The 18,240-nt window shown below is 30.0% G+C and carries 17 protein-coding genes; 5 read left to right on the forward strand and 12 right to left on the reverse strand.

The window, feature by feature from the left end:
• Nucleotides 1-8: 8 nt before the first annotated feature.
• Genes ACSH40_RS02505 through ACSH40_RS02530 form a run of 6 tightly spaced genes read right to left on the reverse strand, consistent with a single transcriptional unit; the run spans nt 9 to nt 4,083 of the window.
• Nucleotides 9-932 carry a phosphatidate cytidylyltransferase gene (locus ACSH40_RS02505; protein WP_438341424.1) on the reverse strand — a complete coding sequence of 308 codons (924 nt, stop codon included), beginning with the start codon at nt 930-932 and terminating at the stop codon, nt 9-11.
• Nucleotide 933: 1 nt separating this feature from the next.
• Complete coding sequence (locus ACSH40_RS02510; protein ID WP_438341425.1) at nt 934-1,485, reverse strand: ribosome-recycling factor; 552 nt, start codon at nt 1,483-1,485, stop codon at nt 934-936.
• 21 nt (nt 1,486-1,506) lie between these two features.
• Nucleotides 1,507-2,223, reverse strand: a complete 717-nt coding sequence (gene pyrH / locus ACSH40_RS02515) for a UMP kinase (protein WP_438341426.1) — start codon at nt 2,221-2,223, stop codon at nt 1,507-1,509.
• A 60-nt stretch (nt 2,224-2,283) separates the two neighbouring features.
• Nucleotides 2,284-2,526 (reverse strand): sigma factor-like helix-turn-helix DNA-binding protein, encoded by a 243-nt coding sequence (locus tag ACSH40_RS02520; RefSeq protein ID WP_438341427.1) that lies wholly within the window; start codon nt 2,524-2,526, stop codon nt 2,284-2,286.
• On the reverse strand, nt 2,519-3,577 hold the full coding sequence (gene ftsY, locus ACSH40_RS02525; protein WP_438341428.1) for a signal recognition particle-docking protein FtsY: 1,059 nt from the start codon (nt 3,575-3,577) through the stop codon (nt 2,519-2,521). Before ftsY ends, ACSH40_RS02520 begins: the two co-directional genes overlap by 8 nt.
• 56 nt (nt 3,578-3,633) lie before the next feature.
• Complete coding sequence (locus ACSH40_RS02530) at nt 3,634-4,083, reverse strand: hypothetical protein (RefSeq protein WP_438341429.1); 450 nt, start codon at nt 4,081-4,083, stop codon at nt 3,634-3,636.
• Between the two features lie 94 nt (nt 4,084-4,177).
• Here ACSH40_RS02530 and ACSH40_RS02535 point away from each other — a divergent pair, with 94 nt between their 5' ends.
• On the forward strand, nt 4,178-5,713 hold the full coding sequence (locus ACSH40_RS02535; RefSeq protein ID WP_438341430.1) for an MATE family efflux transporter: 1,536 nt from the start codon (nt 4,178-4,180) through the stop codon (nt 5,711-5,713).
• A gap of 38 nt (nt 5,714-5,751) precedes the next feature.
• On the forward strand, nt 5,752-6,099 hold the full coding sequence (locus tag ACSH40_RS02540) for a hypothetical protein (protein ID WP_438341431.1): 348 nt from the start codon (nt 5,752-5,754) through the stop codon (nt 6,097-6,099).
• 40 nt (nt 6,100-6,139) lie between these two features.
• On the opposite strand, the gene ACSH40_RS02545 is transcribed toward ACSH40_RS02540, so the two are convergent.
• Nucleotides 6,140-6,958 (reverse strand): leucine-rich repeat domain-containing protein, encoded by an 819-nt coding sequence (locus ACSH40_RS02545; RefSeq protein WP_438341432.1) that lies wholly within the window; start codon nt 6,956-6,958, stop codon nt 6,140-6,142.
• A gap of 58 nt (nt 6,959-7,016) precedes the next feature.
• Here ACSH40_RS02545 and uvrB point away from each other — a divergent pair, with 58 nt between their 5' ends.
• Nucleotides 7,017-9,014, forward strand: coding sequence for an excinuclease ABC subunit UvrB (uvrB, locus tag ACSH40_RS02550; RefSeq protein ID WP_438341433.1), 1,998 nt, complete (start codon nt 7,017-7,019; stop codon nt 9,012-9,014).
• A 17-nt stretch (nt 9,015-9,031) separates the two neighbouring features.
• On the opposite strand, the gene ACSH40_RS02555 is transcribed toward uvrB, so the two are convergent.
• Both ACSH40_RS02555 and ACSH40_RS02560 read right to left on the reverse strand, forming a co-directional pair.
• Nucleotides 9,032-9,799: a hypothetical protein gene (locus tag ACSH40_RS02555; protein ID WP_438341434.1), complete on the reverse strand. Its 768-nt coding sequence runs from the start codon at nt 9,797-9,799 to the stop codon at nt 9,032-9,034.
• A 2-nt stretch (nt 9,800-9,801) separates the two neighbouring features.
• Complete coding sequence (locus ACSH40_RS02560) at nt 9,802-10,812, reverse strand: ZIP family metal transporter (RefSeq protein WP_438341435.1); 1,011 nt, start codon at nt 10,810-10,812, stop codon at nt 9,802-9,804.
• 127 nt (nt 10,813-10,939) lie between these two features.
• Between ACSH40_RS02560 and ACSH40_RS02565 the strand changes: the two genes are divergently transcribed.
• Entirely contained in the window at nt 10,940-12,610 is a 1,671-nt protein-coding gene (locus ACSH40_RS02565; protein ID WP_438341436.1) for an MAG3240 family lipoprotein, read from the forward strand.
• Between the two features lie 8 nt (nt 12,611-12,618).
• Nucleotides 12,619-13,641 carry a hypothetical protein gene (locus tag ACSH40_RS02570; RefSeq protein WP_438341437.1) on the forward strand — a complete coding sequence of 341 codons (1,023 nt, stop codon included), beginning with the start codon at nt 12,619-12,621 and terminating at the stop codon, nt 13,639-13,641.
• 72 nt (nt 13,642-13,713) lie between these two features.
• Here ACSH40_RS02570 and ACSH40_RS02575 read toward each other — a convergent pair whose 3' ends face one another.
• The 3 genes from ACSH40_RS02575 to ACSH40_RS02585 all read right to left on the reverse strand — a co-directional run bounded on the left by ACSH40_RS02575 (nt 13,714) and on the right by ACSH40_RS02585 (nt 18,114).
• Nucleotides 13,714-15,732: a DUF262 domain-containing protein gene (locus tag ACSH40_RS02575; protein ID WP_438341438.1), complete on the reverse strand. Its 2,019-nt coding sequence runs from the start codon at nt 15,730-15,732 to the stop codon at nt 13,714-13,716.
• Between the two features lie 104 nt (nt 15,733-15,836).
• Nucleotides 15,837-17,672 carry an HNH endonuclease family protein gene (locus ACSH40_RS02580; protein WP_438341439.1) on the reverse strand — a complete coding sequence of 612 codons (1,836 nt, stop codon included), beginning with the start codon at nt 17,670-17,672 and terminating at the stop codon, nt 15,837-15,839.
• Entirely contained in the window at nt 17,605-18,114 is a 510-nt protein-coding gene (locus tag ACSH40_RS02585) for a DUF262 domain-containing protein (protein WP_438341440.1), read from the reverse strand. Before ACSH40_RS02585 ends, ACSH40_RS02580 begins: the two co-directional genes overlap by 68 nt.
• Nucleotides 18,115-18,240: the final 126 nt, after the last annotated feature.

Below are 18,240 nucleotides of genomic sequence, written 5' to 3' on the forward strand. Positions count from 1 at the left end.
TTACCTCTTTATAAATATGTGTAAATTAGCATTGAAGCAATGGTAAGAATTGACACACTATCAAATCTATCCATGATTCCACCGTGTCCTGGAATTAAATTACTGAAATCTTTAATTTTAAGACTTCTTTTGAAAGCGGAAAATAATAAATCCGCATAGATTGTAATAGGAGCAAGAAACAAAACTCCAAAAGCAACTTGCAAATCACTTGTGTAGATTGTTGTGATGCTATTTTTGACCACCATCCCTGGAAGACAAAATAACATATAGACTGCTAAACTACCCAGTAGAAACGCACACAACGCACCCTCTCATGTTTTTTTGGGACTCAATCTAGGAGCAAATTTTCTTTTAATGATCTTTTGTCCAAAAGCCATACCACCCAGCATTGCACTAGTATCGACAGAAACTGCCACTAATTCTATTGCTAATAAAATATAAATATTTTTGACATTAACAATGAATAGAATCTTGCTAAAAATTGGCACAATAAGCAGTACTAGCAAGGCAATAAGCCACTGTGATCATATGATTTTTTTTATATTTAAAAGCATGGCTAATAAAAAGGGGATAAAAGCAAAAATCAGGTCTGTAAAATATAGCTTGTCACTAAACGAAATTGCCAAAAAGGCATAACGGTTCAATAAAATTTTGGAATCTATTGCTCAAAATGCCTGATTTTTTAGATTGGCAAAGATCTCATAAGGTAACAACATCATGAGTAAAATACCAGTCATAAGCAGTATTTTTGAGGCTAAATCGATATTAAAATGCTTAATAATTTCCCAGCTTGCTCAAAGTGCGAAGGTAATATAAAAACAAATGCCAATTATTCTTCCGACAAAATTGGCATAGTAAGTAATAAAAACAAAAGGTATTAGTATTAAAAATAAAATCGTGGCACTGAATGCTCTTTTTGTTAAATTTTTCATTTTATATAGTCATTAAATCTTTTTCTTTTTCTTCGCTCATTTTGTTAACAACTTCAACTTGCTTGTCAACATGTTTTTGCACTACATCAAGGTAATTTTTTTGCAAGTCTTCACTTAATTCTTTGTCAGCTTTGATTGCTTTGTTAACATCTTGACGGGCTTGACGAATTCCAACTCTTGCTTGCTCAGTTAGTTGGTTTAATTGTTTAACCATTTCTTTTCTTTTTTCGGTGGTCATTGCTGGGTATGAAAGACGAATTTGATTTCCTTCGTTTGAAACTGAAACTGGTAATTTGTAATCTTTGATTGCTTTTTCAATTTCTTTGATTGAACCCATATCGTATGGTTTTACTAATAGTTGCAATGCACTCGCAACTGAGATAGCTGCTATTTCATCTAGGTTCATAATAGAATCATAGTAATTAACTTTAACTTTGTTTACTAAATTAGGATTCGCTCTTCCTACGGCTACTTTTTGCATTTGAATTTCAAAATTATTGATTGCTTTTTGACATTCTTCTTCTAATTGCATTAAATAAAAATCTAATTCCATAGTTTGTCTCCTTATTAAAAATTATTTGTGCACTCTTGTTGAAACAATGTTGCCATCAATGGCTTTCAATAGTGAATCTTCCTCATTAATGTTAAAAATTAATAATTCAATATCGTTATCTTTAGCCATTGATACTGCAGTTTGATCCATTACTCTTAAGTCTCTTGCAAGAATTTCGTCATATGTAATTTCATCAAATCTTTGGGCATTTGGGTTTAATTTAGGATCGCTATCATAAACTCCTTCGACATTGTTTTTACCCATTAAAATAGCTTCGGCTCCGATTTCTGAAGCAAATAAAGTTGAAGCTGTATCGGTAGTAAAGAATGGTCTACCTGTTCCACCGGCAAAGATTACTACTTCACCATCTTGTAGATATTTTTTAGCTCTCTCATTAACATACACTTCACACACTTTTGGATCCATTGTCAATGAATTAAGAACACGACATTGTAGACCTTGATTTTCGAAACCTGACTGTAGTGCCAAAGCATTCATGGTTGTTGCCAACATTCCGATGTAGTCAGCTCTTACCCGATTAATTCCGTTTTTTTCAGCACTGGTTCCTCTTCAAAAGTTTCCTCCACCCACAACAATTGCCACTTCAACATTTTTAGCAACTATTTTTTTAAGTTGTGAGGCAAATTTCTTAACTAGTTCATAGTCAATAGCAAGAGATTTAGACTTGTTTGCTAATCCTTCTCCTGATAATTTAATTAAAACTCTTTTATAAGCCATAGCCACCTTCCTAAATTTATTAAATAAATTTTAACATTTTAACTGCCTAAAGTCAAAAAGCTATGGATTTTGTTCTAATTTTTTTGCAATTTCCAACAGTTTTTTCTTGCCTTTTTTCACTGCATCGAAAGCGCCAGAACGAGTCATTGCTAATTCCTCTGACATTTCACTAAATGAAAGATCTTCAATTAAGTGAAGATAGAGTGCTTGGCGTTGTGAAGTTGGCAAAAGTTGTTGATATTTTTCAAATAATTCAACTAAATATTCACGTTCTTCTAAGTCTTTATCATCAATTTTACTCATCACTTAACCCCATTGTCAGCGCGTAAATGAAATTATCTAAGTCAAATTCTTGTAAATCATCCACTTTTTCACCAAGTCCAATGAATTTTACATTGATACCCAGTTCATCTCTAATTGTTAAGACAATTCCACCTTTTGATGTTCCGTCCATTTTTGTTAAAACAATTCCAGTCAATGGAGTAACTTCACCGAATAATTTTGCTTGACTGATTCCATTTTGTCCTGTTGTTGCATCAATGGAAAGAAGTGTTTCTTGTGGAGCATTTTCGATTTTAGAGCTTATTACTCTTTTTATTTTCGCTAGTTCATTCATAAGATTTGCTTTGTTTTGCAATCTTCCGGCAGTGTCTATCAATAAAACATCATAGTGTCCTTCGAGAGCCTTATCACAAGCTCTAAACGCCACACTAGCTGGATCTGTTTCGTTTTCATTAGGTTTAACTATATCAACATTTACTCTTTGTGCTCATACTTCTAGTTGTTCTACAGCGGCTGCCCTAAATGTATCTCCTGCTGCAACTAAAACTTTATAACCTTCATTTTTCAACTTGTTAGCTATTTTGATGATGGAAGTTGTTTTTCCAGTTCCATTTACTCCAACCATTAAAATGACGTTCAAACGTCCTTTTTGAATATCTAAAGTTGTATCCACCACACTGTTTGCTGTGTAAATGGTAAATAATTTGTCAGCAATAATTTCTTTAATTAACTTGATATCTTTAATGTTTTCATTTTTTACTTCTTTTTTGATTTCATGAACTATTATGTCAACCAGTTTCACACTGATGTCTGACATAATTAGAACTTCTTCTAACTCTTCAAAAAAGTCTTCATCAATTTCATTGTGTTGATTTTCAAGTGATTTAATCATTTCACTGAAAGATGTATTCGACCTACTTAATCCTGAGATGTATTTGTCAACTTTTTTCTTGTTTGACAGCTCTTTTTCTATTTCTTTTGCTTTTTTGTTTTTTATCTCTTCGTTAACTTTTTCTATTTCATCTTCTTTAGATTTAAAAATTCTGTCTTTTAATTTTTTGAAAAAACCCATATTTTACTCCATTAATCATAAGTAATTATATAAAAGCAAATGGCAAAGCCATTTACTTAAAAAATCAATTTTTCTTTTCTTGAAACAATATTGACAACAACTAAATCTGATAAAAATGCCAGTGTAAAACCTAAATTTATGTATCAATATCAATCATTTCTAACATTCAAAAAGATTGTCAAAAAGCATGCGGCTAGGCATATTATTAGACCTGAAAATTTTTGTAAATATATTTGCTTTTTAAACGTAATTTCAATCTTCTTAACACTCGCAAAAAAGAACATTGAGTGGTATCAAGTATTTCCGTGTTTTAATAAAAACAGTACACAAGATGAGTACAAAATTATAATTAATCCAAGATTTGGTCCTACACTCAAGAAATATTTTTTGACTCAATTAACACTATCAAGATGATGCGCTATAGGAAGTAAAACGGGTAATAAAAAAAGATTTAAAATAATCAAAACTCCTATTAGCTGCAAACAAAATCTTCTTTTCTTATTCATAATTCTTAATTATATATTCTTTGGTCTAAAAGCAAACCACAAGCAAACAAAAAGGATTTTAAAAAATTAAGAAATGTTATAAAATTTTTAAATTATGCAAAATCAAGAACAAATCACAAAAAAACCGAACAAAATTAAGTCATGAATTCTTAAAAAGACTGAAACTAGTTCATTAAAAGAATTATTTTGACCTCGTGATTTCGGCATGATTATGAAATTAACAACCCCTATTTTTATTCAAGTGTTTATTACCGTGATTGCAACACTAGTTGCTTCTTTAAGTATTAATTGATACAAAGAAATTTATCACTCTGACACTAATGATACAACTGGGACATATTTTTATATTGCCGCCAAGATTATTCTCGTTTTTAACTTGATTAATTTTATTCCCTCTTTGGTTACAAGTGGTGTATTAATAATTTGTTCTAATGTTATTGGTCAAGAAAGAAGAGAAGAATTACCAAAGATAATTTGAACTGGAGTAGTAGTCAATTTAATTATTTCACTCGTATTCTTTGTTCTAATGTACTTTTTAGCTGGTGTATTGTTAAAAGCAATGGGTGCAAGAGATACAAAAGCAATTTATGATGTCAATGGTAGTGTGTTACACAAGAGTGAGCTAGTTTTTGCTACTCAATACTTACGTAATATGCTTTATTGACTGTTTGTTTACTCAGCAGCACAAGTTTTCGCTGCCGCACTGCAATCAATTAAGAAAAATAATATAGCTGTTATTGGTGCAATTACTGGTAATTTTGTTGGTATAGCATTTTTATACATGGTTCTATATATTCCAAAAAGTGGTGACACAATCATGTGAGCATCCGCATATTACGTACTTAGTGCCTTTATTCAATTGTGTATCAATTTTGCTTTTTGCTACTTTTTAATTTTGAGGAAATACCCTACTCCTATAAAACAACTATTTCAGTGAAAATACTGTTGAGACACGTTTAAATTAGGTACTCCTATTGCTTTGGAATATGGAGTGTGAACTATAAGTCAGTTCTTAGTTTCTAGTGCAATTAGTAATGGTGAACTAGGCGATAGATATGTAGCATTGTGAAGAGTTATTGTCGTTTTAAGCGGGTTCTTTTCTGCATTCAACACTGCTCTGGGTGCTGTTACTAATGTGTTAATAGGAGTTGAAATAGGTAGAAATGACTTAAAAAGAGCTTACAATCTTGGCTGACAATTATTTATGGTAGGTATCTATATAACCATTATTTCTGGAATAGTATTTTTAGCACTAACACATCCTTTCTTCATGCTTTACAAAGTCGATAAGGACGTTATCAAAACATTAGGATATGCTATTGTAGCACTAACACTTGCAAAAATCCTGGCTGACGTTGCTAATTTAACATTCTTAAGAGCATTATGAAGTGCTAGTGACATTTGAGTACCTATTCTTATTTCGATAGTAACTATGATGGCAGTACAAGTATCAATAGTTTATCTAATTATCAATGTCGGTTACAATAAAGGACAAGGATCAATCAAAACAGCCAGTGAGTGCTTTATTTGAGTATTTGTTGGCCTAATTAGCGACCCATTATTAAGATCCTTTATCTATACTGTACGATGAACAAGAAAGACCTGACACAAGTATATTAAGCAATTCTAGTCTTACTTTGTTATAATATTTTTATAAATCTATGAAAAATGGTGCCCGTTACGGGCTTTTATTTTGGAGGTAAACAGATGTACGGAATTGTTTTTTACCTTGACAAAGAAAAACTAATTAAAGAATACAAAGGCGACTATCACCAAGGGTATGAAGAAATTCGTGCCTTGATGCGTAAATATGGTTTCCATTGATTATCAAACAGTTTTTACTTTAGTAAAACTCTTGATGTTTTAGCTAAAATTCATAAATTAGTTACACGTCTTCGTGATGTAGAATGATTCAAGAAATCATTGATCAGCTTCAATGTTTTCAAAATGGAAGATATGAGCGATTATACCGAGCTAATAAAGGATGATTTCACTCACAAAATTCCAATGGAATAAGAAAAACTTGGTTGTTTGAACCAAGTTTTTTTCATACTCATTATTTAATAGTGAAATTGTGATTGGTGTTTGTTTGCAATTCTGTTGTTAGTGCTTGTTTAAGTTCGGCATTGTTTACTGTTAAACTCACTGGTGATTGATATTCTTGACCGTGGTCATTATCAAATGCAGTGATATCCATTTCATTTACTGATTCAGGAAGTACAACTTCTTTTAGTTCTGGGTTATTTCCGAATGCATAACCTCTAATTTTTTGTACTCCATCAAGAGTTACGCTTTGTAAATTAGCACCGAAGAATGTACTATTTTCAATGATTTTTACTGAAGATGGAATTTTTACTGTGGTTAGTTTTGTGTTCTCGAAGGCCTCTGAACCAATTTGAGTTAAGCTCTCAGGAAGTTGGATATTTTCAATACTTGTTCCTTCAAACGCATTAGAACCGATTGATGATAGACTAGTTGCTTTTGAAAAATCGACATTTTTTAATGCACTGACATTATAGAAGGCTCTGTCACCAATTTTTTGTAATGAAGCTGGTAAGATAATATTTTCAATAACTGCTATTTTAACTTTAGAATTGTCAATAGTTCCATCTGCTTTTCTTTCTTCGCCATATGTTAGATTTGCTAAAGCAATGAAACTGAATCCTTGATTAGGAATTTCTTTAATGTCGGCTTGTGATAAATCTCAAGTTTTAGTTGAAGAATTATATTGATCTTGGTATTTTTGTCATTGTGTTACTGCAAAAGAGTCATTAACTACCTGCGCTGTTTGCCCACAACTTAAAGCTACAATTGGTAAAGATAAAACACTCAATGATAACACTGAAGTTAGTAATAATTTCTTTGTTAATTTCATAAAAACTATTATACCAAATACAAAACTTATATAATTTTTAATAAATTTGGAGGTTAGTATGGAAAAAGAAGATAAAAAATTTGAACTTGTTGCTGCCTATCAACCAACAGGTGACCAACCGCAAGCAATTGAGCGCTTAGTTGAAAATTTAAACAATGGAGTTCAAGACCAAGTATTGCTTGGGGTTACTGGATCGGGAAAAACTTTTACTATCGCTAACGTTATCGCTCGTGTTAATCGTCCGTGCTTAGTTTTGAGTCACAATAAGACATTAGCCAGTCAGTTATATAGTGAATTAAAAACATTTTTTCCAAACAACAGGGTGGAATATTTTATTTCATATTTTGATTACTACCGTCCTGAAGCGTACATACCAAGTAGAGATATTTTTATTGACAAAACTTCAAAAAATAACAAAGAAATTGAAGCAATGAGACACAGAACAGTTAATGCTTTAAGCTTAAGAAGAGACACAATTGTTGTTGGGTCTGTTGCATCAATTTATGGTGCTTTCAATCCTAGTGAGTATCGTGAGTCATTTTTGCCAATTGAAGTTGGAATGAATTTTGATCGCCGTTTCTTCATGGTTAAACTTGTTCAAATGGGTTATTCAAGAAACCAATTAACACTCAACAGGGGTAATTTTTCACTCAAAGGAGACACATTTGAAATCGCTCCTTCTTGAACTGATGAATTCAATTTAAGAATAGAATTTTTTGATGATGAAATTGAAAAAATTGTCACTGTTGATCCTGTTAGCAGAATGGTATTAAAAAACATTCATGCTACTACCATTTTTCCTGCCACAGCCTACACTACTAAACCTGAAACAGTACAGAAAATAGTCAGTGAAATTAATGAAGAATTACAGCAAAGACTAAAAGAATTTGAACAGCAAGGTAAACTTCTTGAGTATCAAAGACTGAAAGAAAGAATCAATAATGACATGGATAGTTTGAGTGAATTCGGTTATGTTAGTGGGATTGAAAATTACTCAAGATACATTGATGGACGTGAGCCGGGACAAAAACCATACACATTATTAGATTATTTACCAAGTGATGCAATTATTTTTATTGATGAAAGTCACATTATGCTTCCACAATTACACGGAATGTTTAATGGAGATCGTTCTAGAAAACAAACTCTTGTTGAATATGGTTTTCGTTTGCCATCGGCACTAGATAATAGACCTTTGAAATTCCACGAATTTGAAGAATATCCTTTCCAAAAAGTTTATATTTCTGCTACACCAGGTGATTATGAAGTTGATAAGACAGAAGGTGAAGTTATTACACAATTTATTCGCCCAACTGGATTGCTGGACCCTATCATCGAAATACGACCAACCGAAAATCAAATGGAAAATATTTTTGATGAACTTAAGAAACAAAAAGAAAATAATGATCGCACTCTAATTCTTACAACAACCAAGAGAAACGCTGAAGAATTGAATAAGTTTTTAGTTTCAAAGGGCGTAAAGGCTGCTTACATTCACTCAGAATTTAACACTTTTGAAAGAAATACAATTTTAAGGAAACTACGTAAAGGAATTTATGACGTTGTTATTGGAATTAATCTTTTACGTGAGGGAATTGACTTACCAGAAGTCAGTCTGATTTGTTTACTTGATGCAGATAAAAATGGTTTCATGCGTAATACAACAAGTTTGATTCAAATTGTTGGACGGGCAGCAAGAAATGATCATGGGAGAGTTATATTCTATGCTGACACAATGAGTAAAGCAATGGAAGAAACAATTCAAGACAACAAGGTAAAAAGAGAAATTCAGATCAAATATAATCAAAAACATAACATTGTTCCAAAAACTATTATTAAAGAAATTGTTGAACCAATCGAAAACGAAGAATTACTTGAAGAAGTTGAACAAATGGCACAAGAAGCGAAAAAATCAAAAGTTCCTGTTACTGAAAGAGAAAAACTTTTTGAAAAATTACGTCAGCAAATGCGTGAAGCTTCACAAGCACTTGATTTTGAAAGAGCTGCTAAATTAAGAGACATGATTTTAGAATTAGGTGGAGATTTAGAAAAATAGAAAGCTGTTGCAGCTTTCTATTTTTTGAACTCAATCTTTTTCGAATAAGAATATAAAACAACTGAACCTTCTTTTTGTTTAAGTTCTACTAACAATGTTGCTGTCTTGCTTTCATCATCAGTTTGAAGATTGTATGATGTTGAGTAAATATTTTTGTCATATGAATTTGTTTGTGGTTTAAAAGAAATAACACTTTGTTTCAATAGTGAACTAAAAACATTTTTAGTATCAATTGAGTCAATGAAATCTTGGTATTTTGAGTCTTCTTTGAGTGTAAAAAGCAGTGTTTTTGAGTCATTTTTGAATGACTGGATAGCTTGGCTTCTTTCTTCTTCACTCAAGCCTTTTTTAACAAAAGAACCTACCTGTGTTATGTCTTTTTGTCCTTCTACATACTCTCCGGCAGTGTGAATAATTTTGACTCTTAATTTAAATTGTTTTGTGCTGTTATTGAATACTGGATTTATTTCTATTGTGTGTCCTGATGAAAGTTTATTAACATTGAACAATGTTACATTGACTGATTTTGCAATTTCTTCATCTTTAAATACTTTTTTAATATCTTTGTTTACTTTTTTATATGTTTTTTCAAACAACGAACGAAATTCTTCAAAAGAAAGATTGTTGGTACTATTAACTTCAATTTTAAAACCTTTGAAAACTTCTTCTAATTGTGAAACATTTAAGTCATTTGTTTTGTTATCACAAGAAGTAACAATCATTGGTGTTGCAAGAAATGCTGTTAAAACTAACGAACCGAAAATAAATTTAAGACTTTTTCTCATACTTAGACCATTATGTATTTAAGATTTTTTGCTTGTTCGTAAATGATATCACCGCCTTGCAATGACACTGAACCATTGTGAGTGTGGAATGATAATAAAATGATTGAAAAAACAATACTTAAACTAAACGAAATAAATGTTAGGTACACAACTTTGGGTTTGTCATTGCGTGCGTGAATAAATTCAGGAATTAGTTCAAAGACTGAAGTAAAAACAATTACTGCTCCAGCTAGAGTTTGTAATGCTGGTAATAATCAACCAGATTTTAGAAATAAGGGACCACTATAAGCACCAATAAACATCACTGGAATGATTAATAACATTGTGTAGAAATTGTATAAAAGTGCTTTTCAACGAGTCTGTCCATATTGCAACTGTCTGTAATAAATAATTAAGGATTCAATTAGTATGTGAATATTAAAAGTAACTATTAATGATATGTTTGGGTTGGTATAGTCGTCACTAGTGAATTGAAAAACGCTATATCCTAAAACTATACCGTCGATAATTCTGTGACTCAATAGCATGAAAATTGCTACTCAAGCTGCTCTTGGATTGTCTATATCAGTTAAAGAAATAAAGTGATCTGAGTGGTTGTGATCGGTGTGTGATTTATGAACTTCCTCTTTGCTTAATTTAACCATAGCAAATCTTCAGCCTATTACTAGACCCAAACCGACAAATGAGCTTATTCCCATAATTAAAGCCATGTAAAGTTGTTCTTTTGCTGAACTGCCGCCGGTTAGACTTTTTCCTTGATCGCTCGAGTGAAATCAAGTTTCTAATCCTGTTGATGATTCTTTCATAAATCCTAGTGCCCCTATCATTAAAAACATTCCGGCACTAAATGCATATAAATAAATCATCTTAGAGCTTTTTACATTTTTTTTGACTAGTCCAACTAAAAATGAAATAATCATTGGTCCTAATAGCAATATCAAAATGTAAAGAAGAAGGTTAACAAAAATTGTTAAACCATAATTATTGTTGAATGTTGACTGTGTAAAAAACATTTTTTATTTACCTTTCCTTATATTTTTTTTGTCAAATACAGTCTGAAAATTTCCTAATTTTTTATAACCAATGTACTTTTTATTTTGTAAAATTTAAGATATTGTTTAATTATATAGGAAAAATAACATGACAAAATCCAAAAAATGATTTATTGCCGCTTTACTGACCGCCACTGTTCTAGCAAGTGTGTCAACTTTCGTAATTATTAAGGGTTTGAAGCAAGATTTTAGAGCTTCAGATTTTGACTCAAAAGTTGTGAGCCAAGAATTTTTGAAAAATTTCAATGACAAACAAGTCAAGATCTTTAACAACTATAAACCTTTCTTACATGACAACAAAACTGACAACTTGTTGCTTAATCGTTCTTACAATGTTCAGCAAACAAGAAAAAAGAGTATTAGTGATGCCGATGGTAATGAAATAAAAGTTGTTAACGAGGCATACATAACAAAACAAAAACAACCTTCAAGCTATATGGATATTAATAACTTTTTTACTCAATACAACAAAGAAGATGTAAAAAATGTTACTAATTACGAGTCATGACTAAAAATTATTTTGCCTATCAAATACAATACTTACTATAATAGTGAAAATCTTGAAGTTTTTGCTGATATCCAAACAATAATTTTGAAAATCATAAGTGATCTTAATTCAAATTCATATTTTAATAGCGTGCTGCCAAAACAATTTATGAGTGGCATCTTTTATAAGTTTTCTTGAATTAGATCGCAAGCTTGAATAAAACAAGAATTACAAAAACAGTTTTTCAAAACCGTTTTACTTGCTTACTTGAATTTTTTCTATCTTGACATTAAGGATATCGAAATTGACTGAAAAAACACTGAAGATCAATTAGTAAGCTTCAGTATTTCAAAGGTTTACGACACAAATGGTAAAAATATATTAAGAGACGAAAATACTAAAAAAGTATTTTACATTCCAACATTTAGAGACTACAAAACTGATGCAATATTTGGGGTAGGACAAGATTTAGATGATTCCATGGATAATTTATTTAATGAATATTTAGTCAATCCTTTGCTAACATTTAACAAAAACATTTTTGGTTTTTATGACATTAATTACATTCTAAAATCTATTGATAGTTTAGAATTTTTCAGTGCTCGTTCATTTAATTATTGATTAAACAATTGAGGTGATCATTTCATTAATATTCCCGTTCCTGAATACAAAAAAAATGAAGATAAATCTTATCGCTTTGTTTCTAGTGAATTGACAAGTTACTATAACACTGACCAAATTCTTAAAATTAAAATCGAAGTAACAAAATTAGATGGTTCAAAAGTTTATTATTGATGATTAAGCAGTGCATTTGACGATCATGGTCACAAAATGAAAGGTTTAATCAAAAATCTAAAAACTCTTCAAGAGTTAAAACAATACACCCCAGATCTTGAGCTTGTGGATAGCACAGACTTGTATGAATATGATTTGCAAAATATCGCTAAAGTTCCTGACTTTGAAGGAATAAGTGTTGTGGATTTTGCAAATAGCTCTTTATTTAAGGCTATCGCAATCTATAGCGTACAACAAGCGCACACAATGAAACAAAACATAAATGACTTAAGTTGAGATGACGAAACTAAAATTGTCGAAACTTGACTAAACATAATCTCTTTACAGTATGCAATAGGAACTCAAAAAGGTGACATTCATACTGGAGTAAATCATTTAAAAGTTAAGAGTTTTGAAGAAAACAATAGAGACTATAAACTAGTAGTTCAATTTGTTGATAAAAATGGAATCGTCCTTTTAGAAAAAGAAATTAATTAGGAGTTAAGATGAAAATAAAGAAATTTTTAACACTATTTTCTTTAGTTCCCCTTGCTGCATTTATACCTGTTTTAGCAATGAGTTGTGACAATGAAAATTCAAAGGAAGATAAAACAGAAATAGTAAATCAATTGACTGAAAATTATCGCTTGTTGAGTGAAGATTTAACAAAAATCAGTCAAATAAATACAAAATATCGCGCTCTTACGCAAAAGTTTGTAGACTCATTCGATTCGTTAAGTAGAAGTATTGATGATCTCCAATTGACTGTAAAAGTTTCCGATTCAGATTTAATTCAAAAAGCAGACAATGTTAAAAGAAAATATTTTCTAAGAGTTAATCTTTCTGATAATGGTACAAAACTTGCTGAAATTAAATCAAGTGAAATGTTTTCAAAAATGTACTACGTAAATCAAGAATCTCAAAGCACGCTAGTATTGACTGAAGATAAAATAAATAGCTTACTTATTAATCAAAGTTCGTTTAAGCAAAACAATGAATTATCACAAGCACTATTGAATCTAAGGCTTCTATTTACAGCACAACAAAACAAACAAGATACAAGCGGATACTCATCAAGCGAAGAATCTCTAAAACGAATAAATGAATACGTAAAAACTAATATATTTGATGCAAATAAACTTAATACTCTTGGAGATTTAGATAATTTTGTAAATAACTCATCAAATATAAACAAATTCCATACACACGCTTATGTAAACTTAAGTATTGAAAATATTTACTGAATAGCAAGATTTAAAAATGACATAGCAAAAGATAACGTTATTGCAAAAATGAAGTTAGATATTAATTCGCTGTTAGAAGAAGTAAAAAACAAACTGGGCGAACATAAAGAAGTACTAGTAAAAGTTCAAACAATTGAAGCTCAACTTCAGGACCTAGAATCTAAAATCAATGACATTAACAACATTTCACACGAAGACTTTCAAAAAGATATTCAAAATATCAAGAATGATTTTTTAAACTCAGACCACTGACAAAAAATTAATGAACTTTTGGCAAAAATATAAAATTACTCAGTCCAAGGACTGAGTTTTTTGTTTTTTATCGAGAAACTTATATTCAGTTGTTATACCAAGCCACTACTTGACTTTTATAATGCATTTGTCCAAGTCAACTCCAGAAACATTTAAAAGATTTGAAAGTCTTATTATTTTATTGTTTGTGTCAGAATGTGTATTAATTCAAAACTTATCACTTATTTTATGTCACTTAGTTCCCGCTGCATAAGTTGCATTTGTTTGGTTTGCGAAATTCTTTACATCAACATCGGCTGCAAATGTTTCCAATTCATTTGGATACAAATTATATAGTTCCTTAGCTAAGAATTCAAACAATTTTGTTCAATTTTTAGTAAACTCATTACTTTTCAATACTTGATTATTTGATAAAGGAATTAGATACGAAATAGGTTTTTTTCTGCTACAATCAATAGGTTTTTTAAGTGTAAAAGTGATTTCTTTTTGTTGTTCTTCATTTTGCACTAATAAATTTGTAATTGTTATATATTCAAAAATGCCAATGAAATTGTCATAAAGTCATAAGCATCTCTTCTCAATCATGCTACTATTTCATTCCTTAGCGTTTATAACAGATTCATGTATGGTGTAAAACTTCGATAGGTTCTTATCTCTTAAAATAACTTGTTTTTCTTGAAAAGGCTTATTGCTCATTTGTTGATTGTAACCAGTCAAGGTAAGATTTCCAATTCTATCCATTATAAAATTGTGATTCTTCACGTCACTTTCTGATAACGATTTAATTCATGCTTTTGATAGTCTTTGGGGCATTATGTGTTCAATTCAAATTTTGTCTGAATCCTCAATTTTTTCCTTTTTGTTTCTATTTTCTAAAAAGAATAAAAATCCTCTAGCTCATTTTTTTAATGATTGATTATTATAAAAATCTTCCTCTCTAAAAATCACTTGTATTTTGTCATTTGATGGCATTGAAAGTGAAAAACTAATATCATTTGTTTCTTTTAATAATGTTTGAAAAAAGTTCAAATCTGAGTGTAAATTTTTAGTATTTTCAATCTTTTTAAATAAACTGGCAAAAGAAATTCTAATCTTTGAAGCGCTTGTTTTTATCAAGATATTTCTTGCTATTATTGATATGGTTCAATTTAAGATATCAATTACTTCATTTTCTGGTAATGCTTCAGGATGTAAGTTATGTTGTTTTAATATTTTTAGAATGAAAACATCTGCATAACTTCCTGGCAATGTTTTATACATCTCAATTTTTTGTCTAATTTCTTTTGAGTTTATTCTTTGTTGATCAATCAAATCTTGATATAAATCTTGAAATTCACTAATTTGTTGCAAAACAGAATCAATGCTTCTCGTTTTTTCATATGTTCTGGCATTTCATTTTTGAAACGCTTCATATACTTCATGTTCGGAATAAATTCTGTCGTCGACATAAGTTAAAAAGTTTTTTAATAATTTATCAATTCCAACTGGGCATTTAGCTCACTCTAATCAATATTTTCTGAATTTTTCATCGTCATAACTCTTATTCATGAAAAGATAATTTTTAATTAAATCAACGTTTGTTAAATTAACTCCACGGGTATTGATGGTTTCATAAATTCTGTGTACTTGGTCAATATCATCTACATTTCAAACAATGAAATAAACATTGAAAAAGTTATCTAAAAATTCTTCAAATTCTTTTTTGCTTGATATCGAGTTTTTCAAGAGAAAGAGAATACTCTCATAATTTTGAGCAAACTGATTATAGTTACCAGACTGAGTCTTTTTGTCACAGCTTGCGAGTTTAGGAGTTTCTAAATAGTTATCAAACTTTATTTCTTTATACCACTCAAGACCACTGATGTCGCAGTTATATGATTTGCTTATCTTTTTGAGTGCCAAAAAAATAAGAAATAAAGTAATGATTCTTTGCTGTCCGTCAATTATTATTTTTTGCGATACCCTATCATAAACGGACATGCTTTGCTCAATAGTGATACCAATGAAAAGATTTCTATTTGTTTTTATATCAATAACTAATTGTCGACAATTCTTTTTATTTCAACAATAGTCTCTTTGATAGCTAGGAATTACAAGTTCTAGCTTATTTTCTTTATCTAGCATATCTTTGACTGAGCGTTTGAATGTATTTAAATTCTTATTTTTACTTATATCTAAATTATAGCAATACTCAACGTTGTCAAATTTGTGCAAAATAAAAGTGAGCTTTACTCACCTTTATCTTTAGTTTCTACTTTTACATAAGAATTAACAAGATCTGCACCGCATGCTTTCAAGATGTCACTAATAACATGGAGTTGATCAATTTGCCTTAAGTCTTGATCGACAATGAAATCATCACTCAAACGATAATATCTATTATGTTTAAACTCATGTAAATTGCGAGTGTTCCTGTATCTCCGTGTTGTACTTTTTTCCGCTAATTTGTGTAAGGTTTTTGGGTAATTTTCATATATTTTTTTGACTATGTCTTTGTAAAAAGTACGAGTGCTAGAGTATTGTCTATCATCTCTTCAAATTTTAGAATCATTGAAGGCAATTTGAGAATATGTTATTTTTGTGAAAGAACCTTTTTTAGGCACATCATTAAATCTAATGTAAGTATCCGTTTTATCGATGTTATTGTTTTCATTCAAAACACTGCTATCAGCAGTAATTGAATTTAGGAAGATGTCTTTACTTTGTGTATTTACATCATCATTTGATAACAAGTTTTTATATTCTGGAATGTTTTCGTTCTGGGCTGAGAAACCAATGTTTTGATATGGAAACATTTCAATGAATTTAGTTGCCATTATTTGCGACCTTTCATTAATTTGATCTTTTGATCAAGTGTCACACTTAATTACGTACTCATTTATTAACAAGAATTTAGTTTTTTCTCGATTTTTAAGTATAGCTTTTTTAGACTCAAAATCTAGATTACCTAATTCTGTATTATGTCCTGTCAATGTCAAATTTCCAATTTTGTGTAAATATGATGAATACACATCGTTTGAACCAAAAAGATCAATTCAATTGCTACCTTTTGCATTTTGTGGTGCTATATGCTCAATTGATAAATTGCTTGAAAGCTCTGCAATTTCTTTTGATTTAGCTTTTTCTCATAAATAAAGAAATGATTTTACCAATCTCTTTTTTATGTCTCTTGAGTAAAAATTATCATCTCTAAAACTTGTTCTTATTTCTTCATCACTAGCAAGTTGTACGTTTTCAAATGGGTGTAATTTCAAATAATCTTTAAAAGCATCATAAAATGTTGGGAAATTATTTTGCTTGTTGTGGTTCTCTACCTTTTGATATAGGCTTACAAAAGCTCAATTGATAACTGAAATACTAATGTTTTTAATTATTGCCCTTGATATAAATGAATTAGTTCACTTAATAATATTTATTTCTGAAGACCGATTTTTATTTTCAACTTTTGAACCTAAAAGCTCGATAAGAAAACTATCAGCACTTGTTCCGGGTAATTTTAAATAAGTATCAAGTTCTTCTTTAATGAGCTTATCGTTACTTAAACTATTCGAGTAAAGATTCATCATTTTTTTGTGAAAACGATCTACTTCATTTCAAACTTTTTCTGCATTTGAAGGTTCATTTCCAACAACATCATTTGCTCAGTCTTTAAAATTTTTGTAAATTTCTGACTCATTAATTACGCTTTGTTTTTTGTACGAAACAAAAGTTCTTATAACTTTAGTCAAATCTATTTTTTGTTCTTCTCAACAAGGTCAGTAATCCAAGAATAAACTATCTGCTTTTTCAAGGTCTTTAATTAATGTCACAAGAAAATTTTTGACCAAATCAATTGATTTTAATTTCACTCCACTTGTGTTGATAGTTGAATAAATTTTGTGCACATCTTCTTCATCACCAACTGACCATGTAGCAAATTTTGCATTAAGTAAATTATCAACAAAAAGATCAAATTTCTCTTGAGTATCCAAAAAATCACTTAAGTATGTTTTTAAGCTAACGAAATTTTTGTAAAAAAGGTTTTCTTCTGTTTTTTTTGATATTTTGTTTACTTTCTTGTTCATCAAATAATTCTTCTAGTTTCTCGAATAAAACTGAGTCCAACTTACTAACAAAATCTATTGAACGAATTTTTCTTGATTCAAGCATGCTTTTGTCAATTTTTATCCGGTTTTCGCTTTTTGGTTGCTTTGGTTCGTATCTCAAAAGAGCTTGCCACAATAATCATAATTTTGTTATTCTTTGCTGACCGTCGATTAAAACATAACTCAGTTCGAAAGTTTTTTCTTTAAATATTTTTTGAAATATTAAAATTCCTAAAAATAAATTTTTATTATTAAATATGTCTAGAATTAAGGATTCTCACTGCGTCTTAGTTCAACAATATCTTCTTTGATAACGTGGGATTATAAATCTTTCAAAGCCTTTTATTTCTTTAGGATAAAGAATTTGTCCAAGAGTCTGAAGTATAATTACTGTTTCATTTGCGTTATAACTATCGATCATACTGATATTATAGCAGGTTTAACATTTCATAAAAAGTACTCGTTTCGAGTGATTTTTTGGTATTTTTTACTCAAAAAAACACAATAAATCCCACTCGTTTTTATTGAAAAAATAAAGAAAAACTAA

The organism is Mycoplasma sp. 3341, assembly GCF_051549855.1.
Taxonomy (GTDB): Bacteria; Bacillota_I; Bacilli_A; order Mycoplasmatales; family Metamycoplasmataceae; genus Metamycoplasma.